The 20,232-nt window shown below is 60.0% G+C and carries 19 protein-coding genes; 12 read left to right on the forward strand and 7 right to left on the reverse strand.

Going from position 1 to position 20,232, the window contains the following annotated elements; genetic code table 11:
- The first annotated feature begins 34 nt into the window (after positions 1–34).
- The 7 genes from BM352_RS10530 (at position 35) to BM352_RS10560 (ending at position 8,407) form a co-directional block, all read left to right on the forward strand.
- Positions 35–3,046, forward strand: a complete 3,012-nt coding sequence (locus BM352_RS10530) for a sarcosine oxidase subunit alpha family protein (RefSeq protein WP_090216515.1) — start codon at positions 35–37, stop codon at positions 3,044–3,046.
- Complete coding sequence (locus BM352_RS10535) at positions 3,039–3,605, forward strand: sarcosine oxidase subunit gamma (protein ID WP_090216520.1); 567 nt, start codon at positions 3,039–3,041, stop codon at positions 3,603–3,605. The genes BM352_RS10530 and BM352_RS10535 overlap by 8 nt, the downstream gene beginning before the upstream one ends.
- Before the next feature lie 69 nt (positions 3,606–3,674).
- A complete protein-coding gene (locus tag BM352_RS10540; protein WP_090216522.1) occupies positions 3,675–4,127 on the forward strand; it encodes a hypothetical protein in 453 nt (150 codons plus the stop codon).
- A gap of 160 nt (positions 4,128–4,287) precedes the next feature.
- The gene (locus tag BM352_RS10545; protein ID WP_090216525.1) at positions 4,288–4,887 is read left to right on the forward strand and encodes a superoxide dismutase; all 600 of its coding nucleotides are present in this window, start codon (positions 4,288–4,290) and stop codon (positions 4,885–4,887) included.
- A 176-nt stretch (positions 4,888–5,063) separates the two neighbouring features.
- Entirely contained in the window at positions 5,064–5,519 is a 456-nt protein-coding gene (locus tag BM352_RS10550; RefSeq protein ID WP_245781035.1) for a DUF302 domain-containing protein, read from the forward strand.
- Positions 5,520–5,551: 32 nt separating this feature from the next.
- Positions 5,552–7,165 carry a thiamine pyrophosphate-binding protein gene (locus BM352_RS10555; protein ID WP_090216527.1) on the forward strand — a complete coding sequence of 538 codons (1,614 nt, stop codon included), beginning with the start codon at positions 5,552–5,554 and terminating at the stop codon, positions 7,163–7,165.
- Between the two features lie 27 nt (positions 7,166–7,192).
- Entirely contained in the window at positions 7,193–8,407 is a 1,215-nt protein-coding gene (locus tag BM352_RS10560) for a CaiB/BaiF CoA transferase family protein (protein WP_425434525.1), read from the forward strand.
- Between the two features lie 41 nt (positions 8,408–8,448).
- Here BM352_RS10560 and BM352_RS10565 read toward each other — a convergent pair whose 3' ends face one another.
- A complete protein-coding gene (locus tag BM352_RS10565) occupies positions 8,449–8,676 on the reverse strand; it encodes a hypothetical protein (RefSeq protein ID WP_090216529.1) in 228 nt (75 codons plus the stop codon).
- A gap of 311 nt (positions 8,677–8,987) precedes the next feature.
- Here BM352_RS10565 and BM352_RS10570 point away from each other — a divergent pair, with 311 nt between their 5' ends.
- Genes BM352_RS10570 through mdoH form a run of 4 tightly spaced genes read left to right on the forward strand, consistent with a single transcriptional unit; the run spans position 8,988 to position 15,133 of the window.
- Entirely contained in the window at positions 8,988–10,361 is a 1,374-nt protein-coding gene (locus tag BM352_RS10570; RefSeq protein WP_090216531.1) for a tetratricopeptide repeat protein, read from the forward strand.
- Positions 10,362–10,395: 34 nt separating this feature from the next.
- A complete protein-coding gene (locus tag BM352_RS10575; RefSeq protein WP_090216533.1) occupies positions 10,396–11,706 on the forward strand; it encodes an OpgC family protein in 1,311 nt (436 codons plus the stop codon).
- On the forward strand, positions 11,703–13,247 hold the full coding sequence (locus BM352_RS10580) for an OpgD/OpgG family glucan biosynthesis protein (RefSeq protein ID WP_245780966.1): 1,545 nt from the start codon (positions 11,703–11,705) through the stop codon (positions 13,245–13,247). The genes BM352_RS10575 and BM352_RS10580 overlap by 4 nt, the downstream gene beginning before the upstream one ends.
- Before the next feature lie 29 nt (positions 13,248–13,276).
- Positions 13,277–15,133: a glucans biosynthesis glucosyltransferase MdoH gene (gene mdoH / locus BM352_RS10585; RefSeq protein ID WP_175500731.1), complete on the forward strand. Its 1,857-nt coding sequence runs from the start codon at positions 13,277–13,279 to the stop codon at positions 15,131–15,133.
- A 27-nt stretch (positions 15,134–15,160) separates the two neighbouring features.
- On the opposite strand, the gene BM352_RS10590 is transcribed toward mdoH, so the two are convergent.
- The 6 genes from BM352_RS10590 to BM352_RS10615 all read right to left on the reverse strand — a co-directional run bounded on the left by BM352_RS10590 (position 15,161) and on the right by BM352_RS10615 (position 18,669).
- Positions 15,161–15,973 carry a CE1 family esterase gene (locus BM352_RS10590; RefSeq protein WP_245780967.1) on the reverse strand — a complete coding sequence of 271 codons (813 nt, stop codon included), beginning with the start codon at positions 15,971–15,973 and terminating at the stop codon, positions 15,161–15,163.
- Complete coding sequence (locus BM352_RS10595) at positions 15,970–16,434, reverse strand: rhodanese-like domain-containing protein (protein WP_090216538.1); 465 nt, start codon at positions 16,432–16,434, stop codon at positions 15,970–15,972. Before BM352_RS10595 ends, BM352_RS10590 begins: the two co-directional genes overlap by 4 nt.
- The gene (locus tag BM352_RS10600) at positions 16,434–16,994 is read right to left on the reverse strand and encodes an SCO family protein (protein ID WP_245780968.1); all 561 of its coding nucleotides are present in this window, start codon (positions 16,992–16,994) and stop codon (positions 16,434–16,436) included. The genes BM352_RS10595 and BM352_RS10600 overlap by 1 nt, the downstream gene beginning before the upstream one ends.
- Positions 16,991–17,560 (reverse strand): hypothetical protein, encoded by a 570-nt coding sequence (locus BM352_RS10605; protein ID WP_090216543.1) that lies wholly within the window; start codon positions 17,558–17,560, stop codon positions 16,991–16,993. The genes BM352_RS10600 and BM352_RS10605 overlap by 4 nt, the downstream gene beginning before the upstream one ends.
- Positions 17,561–17,570: 10 nt before the next feature.
- A complete protein-coding gene (locus BM352_RS10610; protein WP_090216545.1) occupies positions 17,571–18,029 on the reverse strand; it encodes a hypothetical protein in 459 nt (152 codons plus the stop codon).
- Positions 18,030–18,114: 85 nt separating this feature from the next.
- On the reverse strand, positions 18,115–18,669 hold the full coding sequence (locus BM352_RS10615) for an LOG family protein (protein ID WP_090216548.1): 555 nt from the start codon (positions 18,667–18,669) through the stop codon (positions 18,115–18,117).
- 33 nt (positions 18,670–18,702) lie between these two features.
- Here BM352_RS10615 and BM352_RS10620 point away from each other — a divergent pair, with 33 nt between their 5' ends.
- On the forward strand, positions 18,703–20,151 hold the full coding sequence (locus BM352_RS10620; RefSeq protein WP_139229820.1) for a LysM peptidoglycan-binding domain-containing protein: 1,449 nt from the start codon (positions 18,703–18,705) through the stop codon (positions 20,149–20,151).
- Positions 20,152–20,232 lie beyond the last annotated feature (81 nt).

Raw genomic sequence — 20,232 nt, forward strand, 5'->3', positions numbered from 1 at the left:
CGCCGCAGCTACACCCAGACAAAGGCCAAGTAATATGAGCACCAGATTGTCCACCGGTGGCCGCCTGCTGAACAAGTCCAAACAGGTCACGTTCCAGTTCAACGGCAGATCCATGCGCGGGTTTGAAGGCGACACGCTCGCCTCGGCCTTGCTGGCCAATGACCAAATGCTGATGGGGCGGTCCTTCAAATACCACCGCCCGCGCGGCGTTGTGGCGTCAGGCACCGAGGAGCCGAATGGCCTCGTAAACCTCGGTAAGGGTGGCTGTTTCGAACCCAACGCCCGTGTGACCACCACCGAGCTGTACGACGGGCTGACCGCCGAAAGCCAGAACCACTGGCCGTCGCTGGAATTCGATGTGGGCGTGATCAACAACTACGCCGCGCGGATGATGCCTGCGGGCTTCTACTACAAGACTTTCATGGCCCCTGCGCCAGCTTGGAAGCATGTGTTCGAGCCGTTCATCCGTCGCGCCGCAGGATTGGGCAAGGCCCCCAAAGACCGCGATGCAGATCGCTACGAGCATTTTTACGCCTTCGTCGACGTGCTGATCGTCGGTGGCGGTATCGCTGGCTTGCAAGCGGCGAAGGCCGCGGGCGAGGCGGGTGCCAAGGTTTTACTGGTCGAGCAAACCGCCCATTGGGGCGGCCGTGCACCTGTGGATGGGGTCGAAATCGACGGAAAACCCGCTGAAGTTTGGATCAACGACACTGTCCAACTCCTTGAAAAGATGGACAACGTCGCACTCCGCATTCGCACGATGGGCGCTGGCATCTACGACCACGGCTATGCGTTGGCCTATGAGCGTTTGACCGATCATGCACCCAGCCAAGACGTGCCACGCCACCGGCTGTGGCGTATTCGTGCGGCGCAGATCATCACCGCGACAGGGGCGATTGAGCGCCCGCTTGCCTTTGCAGGCAACGATGTGCCGGGAGTCATGCTCGCGTCTGCGGTGCGTGATTACGCGACCAATTGGGCCGTCAGCCCGGGCGACCGCACGGTGGTCGTCACCAACAATGACGACGCTTACCGGACTGCGATCACTCTGAAGGCGGCAGGGCTGGAAGTCCCCGCAATTATAGACGCTCGCCCGCATGGCGGCGGCGCGCTTGCCGACGAGGCCCGCGCTTTGGGGATCCGTATCGAGAACGGCAAAGCGATCGCCAAGGTCAAAGGCACCAAACGGGTCACAGGCGTCGAGATTTGCGCCCATGCCGGCGAAGGTAACGCGTTGGAGCCCATTGAGTGCGAAGCTGTCGCAATGTCTGGTGGTTGGTCGCCAGTGGTGCATCTATGGTCGCATTGCGGTGGCAAGCTGGTCTGGGACGAGGCACAGGCTCATTTCCGGCCCGACCCCGACGCCGCCCCCAAAGGCGCGCAGGGCGAAGCGTTCGTAATCACCGCTGGCATCGCCAACGGTGTGATGGATACGGCTTCGGTCCTGGCTGACGCCGATAAGGCGGGGAAGAACGCCGCCTTGCGGACGGGTCATAAACCCAGCCGCGCGCACCCCCCGAAAGCGAGCGCGCTGGAAGAGGCCCCGATGCTACCTGTTTGGAAAATGCCACAAGGGGCGGGCTATAAGCTGCGCTCCAAAATGTGGCTCGATTTCCAGAACGACGTGAAGGTGTCCGACGTGCAGCTTGCCGCCCAAGAAGGGTTTGAGAGCGTCGAACATACCAAGCGATACACCACTTTGGGCATGGCCACAGATCAGGGTAAACTTAGCAACATCAACGGCTTGGCAATTCTTGCTGACAGTCTCAACAGCCCGATTCCCTCGGTCGGCACGACCACGTTCCGACCTCCCTATACGCCCATTTCGATGGGGGCGATCGGCGGCGAAGCGCGTGGCGAGATATTCCAGCCACTTAACCGCACTCCGTTGCATGACTGGCATGGAGCGAACGGTGCTTACTTCGAGCCCGTTGGTCACTGGCGCAGGCCTTATTGCTTCCAGCGTCCCGGCGAGACAGTCGCGCAGTCAGTCCGCCGAGAGGTCAATGCAACCCGTGACAGCCTTGGCCTGCTCGACGCTTCGACCCTTGGTAAGATTATCGTCAAGGGACCGGATGCCGGCAAATTCCTCGACATGATGTACACCAACATGATGTCAAATCTGAAGCCGGGAAAATGCCGCTATGGCCTGATGTGCTCGGAAAACGGGTTCTTGATTGATGACGGCGTTGTCGCTCGGATCGATGATGACACGTGGCTGTGCCACACCACCACCGGCGGCGCGTCCCGCATCCATGGGCATATGGAAGAATGGCTGCAAACCGAATGGTGGGACTGGAGGGTCTACACCGTGAACGCGACCGAGCAATACGGCCAGATCGCAGTGGTCGGCCCGCATTCGCGCGATGTGTTGGAGAAGTTGGGCGGCATGGATGTCTCCAAAGAAGCGCTAGGCTTCATGGACTGGAAAGAGGGCAAGATCGGTAGTTTCGACGCGCGCGTCTTCCGCATCTCGTTCTCGGGCGAGCTGTCCTACGAGATTGCCGTGCCCGCAAGCCAGACCCGCGCCTTCTGGGACGCGTTGATGGAGGCCGGAGGCGAATTCAACGCAACCGCCTACGGCACGGAAGCGCTTCACATCATGCGGGCCGAGAAGGGCTTCATCATGATCGGCGACGAGACCGATGGCACGATCATTCCGCAAGATCTTGGCTTGAACTGGGCGCTGTCGAAGAAGAAAGACGACTATCTGGGCAAACGCGCACAAGAACGCGCGCACATGACCGACCCAACCCGTTGGAAGCTCGTTGGGCTGGAAACGGTGGATGGAACGGTTCTGCCGGATGGGGCCTATGCGGTCGCGGAAGGCCACAACGCCAACGGCCAGCGTAACACTCAAGGGCGCGTCACCTCGACGTATTATTCGCCAACTCTGAGCAAGGGGATTGCAATGGGACTGGTGCTGAACGGGCCAGATCGCATGGGGGAAGTCATCGACTTCCCAAATCTTGACGGCGCGGTCATCCAAGCGAGGATCGTCAGCCCAGTATTCTATGACCCCGAAGGGGAGAAGCAAAATGTCTAATCCTGTCAGCGCGTTGCAAGGCGTCGTTTCAGAAGGCTTCGCCAAGGTCACCGAGGCCGGGTTGCGCGGGATGATCACCTTGCGCGGAGACCAGTCGTCGCGTCGTGTTAAGGACGCCTCGACCGATGTCGCAGGCGTCGATTTCCCGGGGACGCGGGAGTGCAACTGTGTCGGTGAAATGGGCATCGCGTGGATGTCACCCGACGAATTGTTGGTGATGACGCCGTATGCGGAGGTCGTCGACGCCACCGCGCGCATCGCCGAGGCGCTCAAGGAAGAGCATGCATTGGTCGTCAATGTATCCGATGCACGCGCGGTATTCATCATCGAGGGTGCGGGAGCGCGTGAGGTTCTTGCCAAACTCTGCCCCGTTGATCTGTCCCGTGACGTGTTTCGACCGGGCATGTTCCGCCGCACGCGTCTGGCACAGGCGCCGGTCGCCTTCTGGGCGCGTGATGAAACTACGTTCGAGTTGGTCTGTTTCCGTTCAGAGGCGCAATATGTTTTCGACGTTTTGAGCATGTCAGCGAAAACAGGCTCAGAAGTGAATTATTTGTAAACGAGCTTGCCAGCCAAAGAGGAGTCCGCTTTCATTCCAGAATTGTTTTGTCAGTTAGGGGTTTTGATAATGAAGCGTTTTCTTTTTGCTGCGGCCGCCGCAGCTCTGATGTCGGTTTCCGCACCAGCCATCGCAGCAACATATAACTGCAAGATTTCTCCCAAAAAGGGGGTGGGCCTTTATACCGGTGTCACGCCGACGCGCTTGCGGGTAACCATATCCAGCGGGGGGCGGGTCGTTGTCTCTGACAATGTGATCAAAAAGGCGGGACGTCAGTCAGTCGACGGAACCTTGGGGCGCAAGATCGGGAAGGTGCAAATCTTCTCATGGAAGTTGTCACCGGTCCCGCGATCCATGCTCCCGCCGACCGAGACCAAGTTTTACGAACCGACGGTGAACTATCGTGCGCGACTTGATACAAAGACCGGCAAGTTTTCCATGCGTGGCAGTTTCGTGACGCGCGTCTCAAGCGCCAATGGCGGGGTCAACATGCAAGGTTTCGGGACCTGCCGACGCGGTTAGGGTCATATCTGTCTTATCTTAGATCCGTGCGGGGCATTCGTTTTGCGTCGATGGAACCGTCGGGTTCTCTGTGTGTTGGGTAAACGAGCCTTGACCCCGCGCCTTCGGGCGCTCAGTTATGGCGCATAGAAATTTTCACGTCCAAAAGGGGGCCCAGACAATGGCTTTTACACTTCCCGATCTTCCCTATGCCCACGATGCGCTGGCTGATGCCGGCATGTCCAAGGAGACGCTGGAATACCACCACGACCTGCACCACAACGCCTATGTGACCAATGGCAACAAGGCGATTGAGGGCACCAAATGGGACGGTAAATCGCTCGAGGAAATCATCGTCGGCACGTACGACAAGAATGCGGTCGCCCAGAACGGCATCTTCAACAACATCTCCCAGCTTTGGAACCACAACCAGTTCTGGGAAATGATGGGTCCAGGTAAATCCGCCATGCCGTCCGAGCTGGAAGCCGCGCTGAAAGACAGCTTCGGGTCCGTCGACAAATTCAAAGAAGAGTTCGCCGCGGCGGGCGCGGGCCAGTTCGGTTCGGGCTGGTGCTGGTTGGTGAAAGACGCCGATGGCGGGCTGAAAGTGACTAAAACCGAAAACGGCGTGAACCCGCTCTGCTTCGGCCAGACAGCTCTTTTGGGCTGCGACGTCTGGGAGCATTCTTACTATATCGACTTCCGCAATGCGCGTCCGAAATACCTGTCCAACTTTATGGACAATCTGGTGAACTGGGAAAACGTCGCCTCCCGCATGTGATCTGACGGCGCGCAGGCCATGCCTGCGCACGACTTTATTTGGACAGGCCCCCTTGCTGACGCTTGGGGGCCTGTCGTCGCTTTTGCGTCTGTTGGCGCAGACGTGATTGGCGCCAAGCGCGTCTCTCTGGCAGGTGTAAATGAGTATTTCTGACCAAATGGAGACAAAGCGTGCGCATTATTCTGAGTGTGGTTCTGAGCCTTTGGGCCAGCTTGTCGCTTGCGGATGTGACCGCGCGCGAGGGCTGGGTCGTTATAGAAACCCGCAAGCCTTTCGACCAGCTCGTCGACGACGTGAAGGCGGCGGTGAGCGCCAACAAAATGGGCGTTGTCACCCAAGCGGGACCAACGGGCGCTGCCAAGGCGCGCGGGATCATCCTTCCAGGAAACAGGGTCATTGGAGTATTCAACAACGTGTATGCGGTGCGGATTCTGGCGCTGTCCACAGCCGCGATGATTGAAGCGCCGATCCGTCTCTATGTCACCGAGACCGATGATGGTGCGACACTGAGCTACAAGACCCCGTCCCTGGTCTTTGCACCTTACATGGCAGAGGCAGGCCCCGATCTTGGCCTTGCAGCCTCGGAGCTGGATGCCATTTTCAGGGCCATTGCTGAGGCTGCCGCGGGTTGATATCAGCGATCAAGCCTCTGAAGGAGTTTGCTATGACCAGCCCAAAACGCGCCGCGGATTTGCTTGCCGAACGGCTCTACGAGGCGGGGTGTCGCCACGCCTTCGGGATGCCGGGCGGAGAGGTTCTGACATTGATCGACGCGCTGGAACAGGCGGGGATCGAGTTCGTTCTGTGCAAGCATGAGAACGCGGGCGGTTTCATGGCCGAAGGGGTACACCACGTAAATGGCGCGCCCGCCATTCTGGTGGCCACAGTGGGGCCGGGTGCTATGAACGGGGTCAACGTGGTGGCCAACGCCCATCAAGACCGTGTGCCGATGATCGTGCTCACAGGCTGCGTTGATCCGGACGAGGCGCTGACTTACACGCATCAGGTGCTTGACCATCGCCACGTGTTTGACGAGATCACCAAAGCGACGTTTTCCCTGACAGCCGACGGCGCGGACATTGTCGCGGATAAAGCAGTCGGTATTGCCACCGAAGGGCGGAACGGGCCGGTTCATATCGACGTGCCGATTTCAGTTGCCGATGCGAAGGCGTCGCCGAAGCTGCGCAGGCGGGCACCTGCGGGCAGAACCGCGCCGTCTGGGTGCGATTTGGCTTTGGCGCAAACATGGCTCGACGGTGCTGAGCGACCGGTGATCATAGCCGGACTTGATGTGCTTTATGACAACAGCCATGCGGAGCTTTTGAACTTCGCCGAAGCCTACGGCGCACCAGTGATTACCAGCTACAAAGCCAAAGGCGTCATTCCTGAGTCGCATCCCCTGGCTCTTGGCGGCGCGGGCCTGTCACCTTTGGCGGATAGTCATTTGCTGCCGCTTGTGCGGGCCGCTGATCTGGTGATTTGCGTGGGCTATGACCCCATCGAAATGCGTCCCGGCTGGCGCGAGGTGTGGGATCCAGATCAGGTGCGGGTGATCGACATCACGGCAGAGCCGAACCATCACTACATGCATCAGGCGGGGCTGAGCTTTTTGTGCGACACCGGGGCGGCGCTGCAGGCGCTGTCGGGGCAGGGCGTCACGCGTGACAGCTGGCCGGATGGTCAGATCGCGGCGACCAAAACTGCGTTGTCTCAGGCCTTCCCGACAAATGACGACTGGGGGCCCGGCGCAGTTATTGCTGAATGCCGCGACATGCTCCCCAAAGACACCATCGCCACGGTGGATAGCGGGGCGCACCGAATTTTGTTGTCCCAGATGTGGACTTGCCACAGCCCGCGGACATTGCTCCAATCCTCAGCGCTGTGCACCATGGGGTGCGCGGTGCCGTTGGCGATGGGCGCAAAATATGCGGCGCCAGAGCGTTGCGTTGTCAGCTTTTCCGGCGATGCAGGGGCCTTGATGGTCGCAGGCGAATGGTCCACCGCGAAAGAGCATGGGTTGAACACGATTTTCGTTGTTTTCGTTGACCGCTCCCTCGCGTTAATCGAATTGAAGCAACGGCAACGCCAAATGAAAAACGCAGGTGTCGATTTTGCCGATCATGACTTTGCGGCCATCGGGAAGGCCTTTGGCGGGCAGGGGCATACCGTTACGTCCCGAGCGGAGCTGCGTGACGCCTTGACGGCGGCGCAAGACGCGGACACCTTCACAGTGATCGCCGCCGTGATAGACCGAAAGGCTTATGACGGAAGGATTTAAGTCCTTTGGCATTCGGAAAACGTAAGAATGAAGGATGAGCAGATGGCTGGCGCTTTGAGTGGAATTAGAGTGCTGGACCTCAGCCGGATTCTGGCAGGGCCGACTTGTACGCAGCTTTTGGGCGATCTGGGGGCGGAAGTCTGGAAGATCGAAAACCCCGGATCTGAGGGCGACGATACCCGCAAATGGGGCCCTCCTTTCGTGGATGGTCTGGACGGGCAGCGCACGGATCTGTCGGCCTACTTCATGTGCGCCAATCGCAACAAACTGTCTGTGGGCGTCGACATCGCTACGCCAGAGGGGCAGGCAACCATTCATGCGCTTGCGGCTGAGGCGGATGTGGTGATCGAGAACTTCAAACCCGACGGGCTGAAGAAATACGGGCTGGATCATGCCAGCCTGTTGGAGGCGCATCCGAAGTTGGTCTACTGCTCGATTTCCGGCTACGGCCAGACCGGCCCGAACCGGAGCAAGCCGGGATATGACCTCATGGCGCAAGGTTTTGGCGGCATCATGTCCCTGACCGGAGAGCCGGAAGGGCGACCGATGAAGGTCGGCGTCGGCATCGCGGATGTGGTGTGCGGTTTGTATGCGACCGTCGGGATTCTGGCGGCCTTGCGCCACCGCGATGTGACGGGCGAGGGGCAGCATGTGGATATCGCCCTTGTGGACAGCCAGATCGCGTGGCTGATCAACGAGGGTGTCGCCCACCTGACCACGGGTAAGGAACGCCAGCGCCAAGGCAATGAGCACGCGACAATCGTGCCCTATCAAACATTCGAGGCATCCGACGGGCATGTGCTTGTCGCCGTGGGCAATGACAGTCAGTACGCACGGTTCTGTGACTACCTCGGCCGCCCCGATCTGGCCGAAGATCCGGCCTATGCAACCAATCCGGCACGGATCGAGAACCGCACCACACTGCTGAAAATCATCGAAGGCGTGCTGGTCGAACGGACGATGGCGGACATTATTGACGGGCTGGAGGCACGCAAAGTGCCGGTTGGTCCCGTGAACACGTTGGGGCAGGTGTTCGCCTCGGATCAGGTGGCCGCACGTGAGATGAAAATCGACATGCCACGCGACGATGTGCGCGACGGGGCGGTGTCGTTGATCGGCAACCCGCTGAAGTTCTCGAAGACCCCTGTCACCTATCGCCGCCCGCCGCCGCATTTCGGCGAGGACACGGATGCGGTGTTGGAGTGGCTGGAGCAGGTGGCAAAGGCCGCTCCGCAACCATAGCAGGCAGCCTCGTGCGGACGAGATTTTGATTTGGGGACGTCTTAGGCCGGTGCGCTAGGGATTTGCGCGATGGCGAGTGCCAACACGACCAGCAGCATCGCCAGAACCGGATAGGTGAGCTTGTAGTGTTCGCGGTGAAAGGCCCATCCGGCCGCGTCCATACCGGGACCGGTCGAGAGCGCGTCAATCAGCGTCTTAGGGCGCAACACCATGTAAGCGGCGGTGTAGCCCGCGATCGCATGGATCAGAATTTGGATAAGATGTTGCATCCTGCGTTCTCCTGCACGGCGCTTCTACCCATCAAGAATGGAGCATCTGAGGCCGTGGGGTAGCGGTTTTGGGGCGGCGGTCGCAGGGTCAAAACACAGCTTGGCCCCCGCAATTCCGCAATGACGCTGGCGTTAACCCCTTGGTAAATCGGCGCATTGCCGCGCACATGCCTTGTTTTCGATCACCTATCCCCCACGCGGCCTCACGTATGCGTTATTCAATGGGCCCAGCCGTTTACCGGTGCCGACTAATCGCTATCACAGAGGATGCGGGCTTTGCTCCGCACCAGAATCAACCGTGAGACCACAGCATGTATCAAGACGTATTCGGGCAAGACACCACGATCAATTCCCGCGACGCGCTTGAGGCGTGGAACAAAACCTTGCTGGCCTTCATGGCGCATGGGGCGTCCACTCCGACCCATTTGGGCGCTACTCTGACGCTGGATCCGAACTTTGCACTAGGGCACGCGGTCAAGGGAATGTTCTACCTGCTGCTGGGCCGCCGAGAATTAAACGAGACGGCCCGCGAGGCCCTTGGACTGGCCGAAGCCGCCGCGCTCGTCTCCCCGATTGCAGCGCGCGAAACGTCTTTCGTCAAGGCGTTGAAAGCCTTTTATGAGGGCGCTCCAAGCCAGTCGATCCAGCATCTCGAAGACGTACTTGCGGTGCATCCCGCTGACACACTTGCCATGAAGCTCAGCCATGCCATCCGCTTCGTGCTTGGCGACGGCGTTGGTATGCGCAAATCGGTTGAGGCCGTCATGGGTGCTTACGGGCCTGACCACGCCGGACGCGGTTACCTGATGGGGTGCCACGCGTTCACTTTGGAAGAAACCGGCGAGTATGCGCGCGCCGCAACAGTCGGCAGGATGGGGCTGTCAGTCAGTGCTGATGATGCATGGGGGCTGCACGCCATCGCCCATGTCTTTGATATGACGTGCGACGCTGAAGGTGGGCTGAAATGGCTTGAAGGGCGCGAGGCGGCTTGGTCGCATTGCAACAATTTTCGCTACCATGTTTGGTGGCACAAGGCGCTGATGCACCTCGACCTCGGGCAAACGGAGGTGGTGATGGCGCTATATGACACTCAGATTCGTGCGGATAAGACCGACGACTACCGTGATATCTCCAATGCTACGTCACTTCTGTCGCGGTTGGAGCTGAATGGCGTAGACGTCGGCGACCGTTGGGAAGAGCTGGCCGATCTCTCTGCCAACCGGACCGAAGACGGCTGCCTGATCTTCGCTGACCTGCATTACCTGCTTGCCCTGATTGGCGGGTCGCGCAAGCAGGCGATCACGAAACTGATGGGCCGGATGCACCGAGATGCCAAATCGAACCGGCTGGAGATGGATCGCCTAATGGCCAAACCCGGCCTAAGCGCTGCGGCAGGGCTCGAAGCCTTTGGCGAGGCTGACTTCAGAACCGCCTTTCTAAATCTGGCCCGGGCACGTCAGACCATGCAACGGGCCGGTGGATCGCATGCCCAACGCGACGTCTTCGAGCGTTTGACCATTGATGCAGGTATCCGCGCAGGGTTCCTCGACGAAGCCGAAGCTATTCTCCGGGAACGGATGGGCAGGCGGGCAGGTCGGGAAGACGGCTACGCCGCTGCGCGTTTTTCGCTCATTTCGCAAGGCCGTGACGCTAGCTCTTGTGCGGGAAGTGTCCCTGCTGAATAAGCGCGAAAAAAGAACTGGTTCAAAGAAGATGACCATGGCCTCTACCTCCCCCTTGTCGACCGCTGCAAATGCCTTTGCAGCAAGCCCCACGGCCTCTGGCACGTCGGGTGTCACCACCCGTGATCCGCGACTCGATTTCTATCGTGGCATCGCGATGATCATCATTTTGTTCGCTCACACGCCGGGGAACTTTTTCACCAGCTGGATTCCGGCCCGTTGGGGCTTTTCCGACGCGACCGAAATTTTCGTTTTCTGCTCGGGTATGGCCTCTGCCATTGCCTTCGGTCGGACGTTTGATCGGGCAGGGTGGTTGCTCGGCACTGCGCGAGTCGCCTATCGGGTCTGGCAAGTCTACTGGGCGCATATCTGTATGTTTTTCACCATCGCCATGTTGGTCGCATGGTGGGACAGCTTCGGCATTTTCGAGACCAACTATATCAATTCGCTCAATCTGCCGCCGATCTTCGAGGGCCGCACCGGCAGCACCACCGGCATTGTGACGACCACTGCCGACAATCTGGTAGGCCTGTTCACGTTGACTTATGTGCCGAATTATTTCGACATCTTGCCGATGTATATGGCGATCCTTGTGATGATGCCCGTCGTCATGGCGCTCAGCCGCGTCAATCTCTGGCTTACGGCTGCTGTGGTCGCCACCGTCTGGCTGTTCGCCCAGCAAGGGCTGCTGGAATGGCTCGGGGCGGAGCATTTGTGGTTGAGCCTTCCGGCAGAGCCTTGGTCGGACCGCCACTGGTTCTTCAATCCGTTCGGCTGGCAGTTAATCTTCTTTACCGGGTTCGCCTTTATGCGCGGCTGGATCCCTGCGCCACCGGTAAAAACATGGCTGATCGCCCTTGCAGCAGGTGTCGTGGTCGCAAATATCCCGTTGTCCAATATCGGTGTGCGGGCGGTAAACCAGGAATGGTTCGGGGCTTTCGACGGTAACCCTGTGATCGACTGGCGCGTGGCCAACAAACCTTTGATCGACAAGTCCTCCTTCGCCATCCTGCGCTATGTGCACTTTCTCGCCTTAGCTTATTTGGCTTGGGTTGCGGCAGGCGTGGGCGGGCACCGCTTGATTGCGACGGGCAGTTCCGCTGCGTCTGATGCTTGGGGGAAACTGGTCAAAATCGTCATGAAGATCGGCCAGCAAAGCCTTGCAGTATTTGTATTTTCCATGGTGTTCGCGCGCATCTCGGGCTTTGTCATGGACCAAGTCGGACGAGAAACCGCGACCGTGGTTTTGGTCAATTTGGTTGGCGTGTGCGCCCTGATTATTGTCGCTTACTTCGTCGCATGGATCAAAGGGGCGCCGTGGAAACTCGCGAAAGGGTCCGCCGCATGAGCCTCTCCCGACGCTCTTTCCTGACCATGCTAGGGGCCGCTTCGATGGCAGGGCCCGCCAGCGCCTTGCCAATGTTCAAGGGGGAGGCCGTGCCATTCTCGCTCGACTGGTTGAAGGCCGAGGCACAACGCCTTGCAGGCGAAGAGTATGCCCCGATGCCGGAAGTGCCTGAGGCTTGGAAGAACCTGACCTATGACCAATACAAGGCGCTGGTCTTCGACACCAAAAAGGCTCTTTGGTCAGATACAGACCGCGCCTTTCAGATGGATTTCTTCCACCCCGGTCTTTACTTCCCGCGCCCGATCGAAATCAACATCGTCGAAGGCGACAGCGCCCGGATGTTGGGCTTCGATCTGTCGCTGTTCAAACGCTATGACCAGTTCCCCGCCGAGTTGGTAGAAGATGCGGGCAACCCAGCTTTGGGGTATTCCGGCCTGCGCTTGCGCCATGAGCTGACCAAACCCGGCCGGTTCGAAGAATTTATGGTGTTCCAAGGCGCGAGCTATTTCCGTGCCATCGGCACTGGCCAGACTTACGGCCTGTCCGCGCGCGGGCTCGCGCTGAACACCGGCGATGTGCAGGGTGAGGAGTTCCCCGAGTTTACCCGCTTCTGGGTCGAGGCTCCGACAAACGACGCCACCACAATCACAGTCCACGCGCTGCTCGACAGCCCGTCCACGACGGGGGCCTACACGTTCCGCATCACGCCGAGCCAGCCCGCGCATGTGCAGGTAGAGGCGCATCTTTACCCACGCACAGAGTTGGAACACGTGGGCCTCGCGCCACTCACCTCCATGTTTCTGTTCGACCAGACCAACCGGTCGCGTTTTGATGATTTTCGCGAGGCGGTGCATGACAGCGAAGGGCTGCTGGTCTGGAACGGCGCGGGCGAGATGCTTTGGCGACCGCTGGCGAACCCGTCCAGCTTGCAGGTTTCCAGCTTCGTCGACACCAATCCACGCGGCTTCGGGCTGATGCAGCGTGCGCGCGACTCCGAGGATTACGCCGATCTCGAAGCGCTGTATCACAACCGGCCGTCTTTATGGATATCCCCGCAGGGCGAATGGGGGCAGGGCGCAGTGACCTTGGTGGAAATCCCGTCCGACAAGGAAATTTACGACAACATCGTCGCCTATTGGCGCCCACGCGATCCGCTTGCAGCAGGGGGGGCGTATAGCTTCGCCTATGAAATGGCATGGGGCGGGGAGCCGGAGGAAACGCGCCCTGTGTCCCGCGTGCTGAACACCCGCATCGGAAAAGGCTACGACAAGGATAAGACCTACATCATCATGGCCGTGGATTTCGCAGATCACGAAGCGTTCGGAACCGATGAAGTCGACCTAGAAGACATCACTCGCTTCATCAGTTCCAACCGTGGCAGCGTCAGTGAAGGCATTTTGCAGCGCAATGCGGGAACTGGCGGCGTGCGCCTCGCGTTCAAGTTCGAACCGGGCGATGTCGCCTCGGCAGAACTCAGGGTGCAGCTGGTGAAAGACGGAAAATCACTGACCGAGGTTTGGTTATACAGGTGGACAGCGTGACCGCACAGGGCCCCATAACCCGCGCACCGATGATGCCACCGGAGCAGCCGTTGGCGTTTCCGGTCCAAGACCTGTCCGCGAAATATCACGACGGTGCGGCACCTGAATTAAAGCACAAACCCGCGACGCTAATCTGGCGTTTGGCGACCTTCTTGCCCGCGCTTATCACCACAGGTGGCCTGATCGCGGCCTTCACCGACTGGTTCGCAATGGGCGGCCTGTCAGTATTCGAGGCGATGCTCATCGCCCTGATCGCGTGCACCTTTTTCTGGATTTCCCTGTCGGTCTCCACCGTCACGGTCGGGCTGGTCAACATGATGCGCCCGCGCACACCTGGCGACGGCGTTCCGGCACCTGCTCAAAACGTAGCGCTGCTGGTGCCGGTGTATAACGAGGTGCCGTGGGATGTGTTCGGAAATGCCTGCGCTATGCTGGAAGAGTTGGAAAACGCGGCATCGGTGCATAGTTACACGCTGTTTATCCTGTCCGATACACGCGACGACGAAATCGCAGAGCAGGAACTCCGCGCCTTCGCCAGTCTGCGCGTCAACCTGCCTGCCCATGTGGCGTTGCACTACCGCCGACGGTCCGAGAACGTGGACCGCAAGGTAGGTAATCTGGCCGATTGGGTCGCGCGTTGGGGCGGCGGCTACGACGCGATGCTGGTGCTCGACGCGGACAGTCTGATGTCCGGACAGGCCATTATGGACCTGACCGACGAAATGGCCCGCGACCCGTCCGCAGGCTTGATTCAAAGCTTCCCGCAGCTCTTCGGAGCAGAGACCCTGTTTGGCCGTGTGCAGCAGTTCTCGAACACCATCTATGGCGCGGCCTTGGCCGAGGGTTTGGCCCGTTGGGCGGATCATGAAGGCAATTACTGGGGTCACAATGCGATCATCCGCACGGCGGCGTTCGCCTCCTGCGCGGGGCTGCCTCGGCTAGATACGTTCCGCTCCAAAGGCGCGCTGATATTGAGCCATGATTTCGTCGAGGCAGGACTTCTGCGCCGCGCGGGCTGGGGTGTGCGTTTCGTCCCGCAGGTCAAAGGCAGCTACGAAGAAGTCCCAGCGACCCTGATCGACTACGTGCTGCGCGACCGGCGCTGGTGTCAGGGCAACCTGCAACACCTTAACATTCTGGGCTCCAAAGGCTTCCACCCCGTCACACGCTTTCACCTGTTTCACGGCGCAATGGGCTACCTGTTGTCGCCAGCGTGGTTTGCGCTGCTGACCGTATGGGCGTTGATCGGTAAGGGGGAAGAGGCCAACGTCATCCGCTACTTCACCGGGGAGAACCCGCAAGTGGCTTGGCCTGACATGGGCCATGTCAGCAACCTTGCCATACTGGTGTTCATGTATGGGATGTTGCTGGCTCCGAAGTTTTTGGGCGCCGCTGCGCTTTTGCGATCCGGCCCGTCTTTGAAGGATTTGGGCGGGGCAGGGCAATTCCTGCTGTCCTTCCTGACAGAGATCGTGGTGTCGGTTCTTTATGCGCCGATCCTCATGGTACAACAGACCATAGCCGTCGGCCGCACATGGGTCGGCTACACCGAAAGCTGGACCCCGCAAGCCCGTCAAGGCGGGCGTTATGGCTTGGTAACTGTCCTCAAATTCCATGCCGTCGAAACAATAACCGGCACGCTTTTGGTTGCAGGTATGGTTGAAGGGATCATCACATTGTGGCTGCTGCCGATTGCGGTGTCACTTGCGCTGGCGGTGCCGCTGTCGATGCTCAGCGGGGCCAAACTGACGCGGTTCAAATGGACGTCGCGTCAGCTGGGTACGGCTGAGGTGTTCAACGCGCCGAAGATCATTCAAAGCGCCAAGCGCGAACGCACCCGCTTGCGGGCCGTGCTGGAAGCTTCTGACAGTCTGCCCGCCGAATAGTCATTGCTTCTTCGAGGCGCCGAGCGGTCAGTCCAGCGTCTCGAACCAGTCCAGCGCGATGGTCGACCATCCTTTGGGGATGCCATGTGCGCCAGGATGCATCACAAACTCAAGCGATCCCGCATCACAGCTGTCCCATGACCGCCGCCAGAATTCGCCCGATGTGTCGAACGCGTCAGCACGCATATTCTTGCAGCCATTGGTTGTGCGCCAGATTTGCATGGCCTGAAACACGTCCCCTTGGTAGATCACGCCACTGCGCAAGGGACGACCTTCTAGCGGCACGGTTGTGTCGCGCCAGCCGTGGGTATGCAGCAAATCTACAGGGCCTTGGCAGGCATCCATTGCCGGATGTGGCCGCCAGAAGCTGCCCGCCACAGGTGCATAGGCTCGCGCTAGGTCCGGCGCGTCGCAAGCCAGATAAGAGGTCATGGAGCCGCCGATGGAAAAACCTGCCAACAGGATGCGGTCGCGGTCGATGCCGTGGTTGGCCACAGCGTCGTCGATCACGGCGCGCATGAATGCCAGCTCATCTCGCCGCTTTTCGCGCTGCGGATGAAAGGACCAGCCTGTGCCAAAACGCGAATTGGGGCGGTCCAAACCATTCGGGCCGATCACGGCGTAACCGCGTTCAAGAATAGGGCCGCCCATCCGCAGGATGCCGGTGCCCTTGCCCCCTGCGCCGTGCAGAAACACAATGGCAGGGACGGGACCAGCCGCGCCTTCGGGCGTCTCGATGTGATAGCTTCCTGAAACCAGCTCGCATGGCATGTCCGCCGCGCCACACTCTGCGACCGCAGGTGACGCGAGAAACGCCAACGCAGCGGCAAGACTTCTCACCGGACCACCGGAAGGCCGCGCTTCAGCCACCCGGGACCAGCGCGTGAGCCCATCATGCCTTCAGGCACGTCGATGATGTTGGTAAAGCCCGCATTTGCCAGCTGGTTGCTAAGCCGCGCCGACCGCACGCCACGGGCACAGATCAAGGCGACAGGCATATCTGTGGACCCGCCTGTGATCTGCAACAAGGCGTCCACGAAATCCTTGCGCCGCATGTCAAGCCTGCTGGCCCCTTCGCCAGACCCCGTGAGTTCCCACTCTTCAGGCCGGCGGATGTCGATCAACAAAATCTCCCCCGCAGCGGCTTGCCGGTGTGCGGTGGGCGGGTCGATATGAGTGGCAGCCGAGGCTTCAGTAATCGCCGAATAGAACAGGTTGCGCCCGCCGGCAGCATAAATCGCGCCACCCGCCAAAACAACTGCGCCGCCCGTCAGCAGCGCGCGCCGCGAAAGACCAGCCATCAGCTTTGCCCTTGCGTATATTTCACCACGATCCCCGCCGCCGCTTCGGGCGTGACGACGGGCGGCACCAAGGTCAGCAATTTGCCCTGCGCGTCGAGCAAATAAAGAAAGCTCCCATGGGCGTAGACGGGGCCGAACTCCGGGTCGAAAAACACTTCTTCGGTTTCGATCTGGAACGCGTCATAGGCGACTTGCAATTGCTCCGGCGTGCCGGTCAGGCCGACAAATCCGGTATGGTGTTGGATCAGCGCAGGGCCAAGCGTGTCGACAGTGTCGCGCGCCGGATCAACAGTGATCATGACCGGCGTCACTGTGATGCCTTGTTCAGCCACCGCGTCCGCCACCTGCGCCATCATCGGCAACGCGGCGGAGCATATCTCGCGGCAATTGGCATAGCCGAAGAAAAGCAGTTGCGGATGTCCTGCCGGATCGATCTGCGTGCGCAAAGCGCCCGTTTGATCCGTCAGCTCGAACGCGCCCCCTAGGTTGAACGGCAGGGGGGACTGATCCGCCAAGGCGGGAGCCGACAGCGCGAGCAGGGTGATCGCAAGTCTCTTCACTCGAATAGTTCCTTGATCAACTCCGCGTCTTTCTCCAGCCCCAAGCCGAAATGGCCGGTCTCTGCCAGATGCGCATTCACCCGTGGATCACGTCGGAACCAAGGCCCCTTGCCCTTGGCCTCGGGGTGTTTTGCATCCCAGGCTTTGGTCCACATGTTGGCTTTGGTCCATTCCTCGGTGCCAGCCTCGCGGATGGTTTGAACTTGAAAGATGTTCGTCGCTCCCGGAATGTCGGTGTCTTCAATCAACAGGCCGTCCACTTCAACCTGCTTGCCGCAGAAGGGTAGCAAATCTACCGAAGCGCCCTGAAATCCGCTTTGGGAATTCTTGTTGGGGAAAACCAGAACCCCATCAGCTGCGCGCAACAGGCCAATCTGGCGGGTGCCATTGCCGCAGTTTTCTGCGCAGTCGCCGGTGATCTCACAGGTGATGTCGACCACTTTGGCTTCGAAGAAGGCGGGCGCTTCAGCATAAAGGTTCCAGCTTTTCGCGTTGGACCCTTCGGAGAAGTCAGCGGCGGCGGCGGGGGTGGCGGCAAGGAGTGCCAGAGCAAAAAACCGTTTCATCACGCGGCCCTCATTTCTTGGGATCAGGAATAGCGAAGCCCGGCACGACGCCGTAGTCTTCGTGGTTCTGGTTGGTGATGCCGTGATCGGTGACCACGTTCTCAACGACCAGATAGTTCAGTCCGTCTCGCTTGTAGAGCATCCCGTCAGCGGTAATCTCGTGTGACGCGAGATTCAGGTTGGTGTCGCCCGACGCGTTCTGGTCATCGCCGTTGATCTTGAGGACCATGTACACCTCGCCGTCTTCGCCCAATAGCCCGACAGGGATGCCCCCGGCAGAGCACCATAGCGCGCAAGTGTGATGCGCCGATCCGACCACCGCGTCTGGACCTCCCATAACGCCAGAGAAGTAGCACCATGTGTCAATGATCTCGCCGGTGATCTGAATGCGTTCGCCTTCCGCCGCGCTGGCTGGCGCTGCAAGGCCTATGGCGAGCAGGGGCGCTGCCAAGATTGGGGTGAGCTTCATCGATACCGTCCTCCGCTGATTCTTGACCCTAGGGTAGCAAGAACTGAAGAAAAGTGTCGTTCACGTCTTGGTCAGACGGGTGCGATCAGGTTAGCGCCGCGCTAAGAAGATCGGTCAGGGCCGGCACTGTGTCTGTCACGGTGACGAAATCCAGCAGCGATTGATCCGCGAATCCTTGCGCCACCACATGGCTGTTCAGCGTCACCAGCGGGTCCCAATAGCCATTGGTATTGAGCAGGTAGATCGGCTTGTCATGCAGTCCCAACTGGCGCCATGTCAGCACCTCGAAGAACTCATCAAGCGAGCCTGCGCCGCCCGGTAAAACCACGATAGCGTCGGAATTCATATACATGACCTTTTTGCGCTCATGCATCGTTTCAGTGATGATGAACGTATTTAAGTCACGCTTTCCGACTTCGCGCTGGAACAGATGGGTCGGGATCACTCCGAAGGTCTCTCCGCCCGCCGCTTGCGACGCTTGGGCCACGGCCCCCATCAAGCCCACATCGCCCGCGCCGTAAACCAACCGCCAATGGTGATCCGCCAACGCCTGTCCAAGGTCGAGCGCAGCCTGCTTGTATGCCGGATCCGCCCCGAAGCGGGAGCCGCAGTAGACGCAAACAGATTTCAGCTGAGACATGAGGGATGCTCCTGACAAATAAGTGGCTTTGCCTTGTTCTATTGGGGCTGCTACGCTGCCACAACGCCTTTCTGGGAAGGGCTGGGGGAGAAGGAAGACGCGCATATGGCCATCTGGTCGAGACTGGGATTGAGCGGGCAGGCGGCAGGGGCAGGGGCTGCTGTTGTCGTGCTTATCATTGGCGGTATATATTTGGTGACCCAACGCCGCGACCCGCCGCCGCCGGAGCCATCGCCGCCCTCTGCACAAGAGGCGGCCGCCGCAGAAATCGTTGATGCCGTCCGCTCCGAACCCGAAGCCGCTCAGGAGGAGATCGTCGCTGAACCTGCGGCACCAGAACCAGAACCAGAACCAGAGGCGAAGGTTGAGGTCGAAGCCGCGACCGCACGACAAGCTGCGCCTGAACCAGAGCCTGCGGAAGAGCCGGCGACGGTAGCAGAGGCTGACCCGCCAGAAGCAGCTACAATCGAACCCCCAACACCCCCCTCATTTGACGTGGTGCAGGTCGCCCCTGACGGCGGCGGCGTCATCGCGGGCTCTGCAACGCCAGGAAGCGATGTTGTGTTTCTGCTCGATGGTGCAGAGGTCGCGCGCGGCAAAGCCGATGGCGCTGGCAAGTTTGGCGTTTTGCTGGATTTCCCCGCCTCGGACACACCGCGCGCTTTGTCTATTGTGACCGAACTGGCCGATGGCAGAAAAGTCACCTCCGAGGGCACGATCCTGATCTCGCCGGTTCGGACGGCGTCTGCGGAACCCGCGCCCGAAATCGCACCGCAACCCGAGACCGCGCCTGAGGTCGAAGTTGCTGAGAACACCGAAACAGATGGAGAGGGGCCCCGTCAGTCAGATACCCCCGAGCCTCCTCAATCGGCGCAAAATGACGTGCCCGATGATACCCCCGCGCCGCAGGCCCAGCAGCCCGCACCGCAGGATACGCCCGCCGTCGTTCTTGCCGACAACACAGGCGTAACGGTGCTTCAGCCCGCGCCGCAACCGGCCAGCCCAAAGGCGCAGGCGGATGCGCCGGTGACAGCCAACGTGGTGATCGACACCATCTCCTATGACGCCGAAGGCGAAGTGGCCTTGGCAGGGCGCGGGGCCTCACAAGGTTTCGTGCGCGTCTACCTGAACGACAAACCCGTCAAGACAACGCGCATTGCCGAGAACGGCGCTTGGCAGGCCCCGCTGCCTGATATCGACGCAGGTGTCTACCGTTTGCGGGTGGACGAGGTCGACGAGAGCGGCATTGTGACCAGCCGCGTGGAAACCCCGTTCCAGCGCGAGGCACCCGAGGTTGCCACCGCAACACCGCAGACGGCCACTGCCGTGACGGTCCAGCCGGGCTTCACGCTATGGGCCATCGCCCGTGACCGGTTCGGAGCAGGGGAGCAATATGTCCGCGTCTATGAGGCAAACCGCGACCTGATCCGCGATCCCGATCTGATCTATCCCGGTCAGGTGTTTGCCTTACCCGAAGGGTAGGGCAGCAGGCTTTACCTCCAAACGCTATTTCAGAAAGCGTGCACCTTTGACCGGTTCAGGCGGTCCTCAAACCTTGTGCGT

It is taken from the genome of Litoreibacter janthinus (assembly GCF_900111945.1).
Classification (GTDB): Bacteria; Pseudomonadota; Alphaproteobacteria; order Rhodobacterales; family Rhodobacteraceae; genus Litoreibacter; species Litoreibacter janthinus.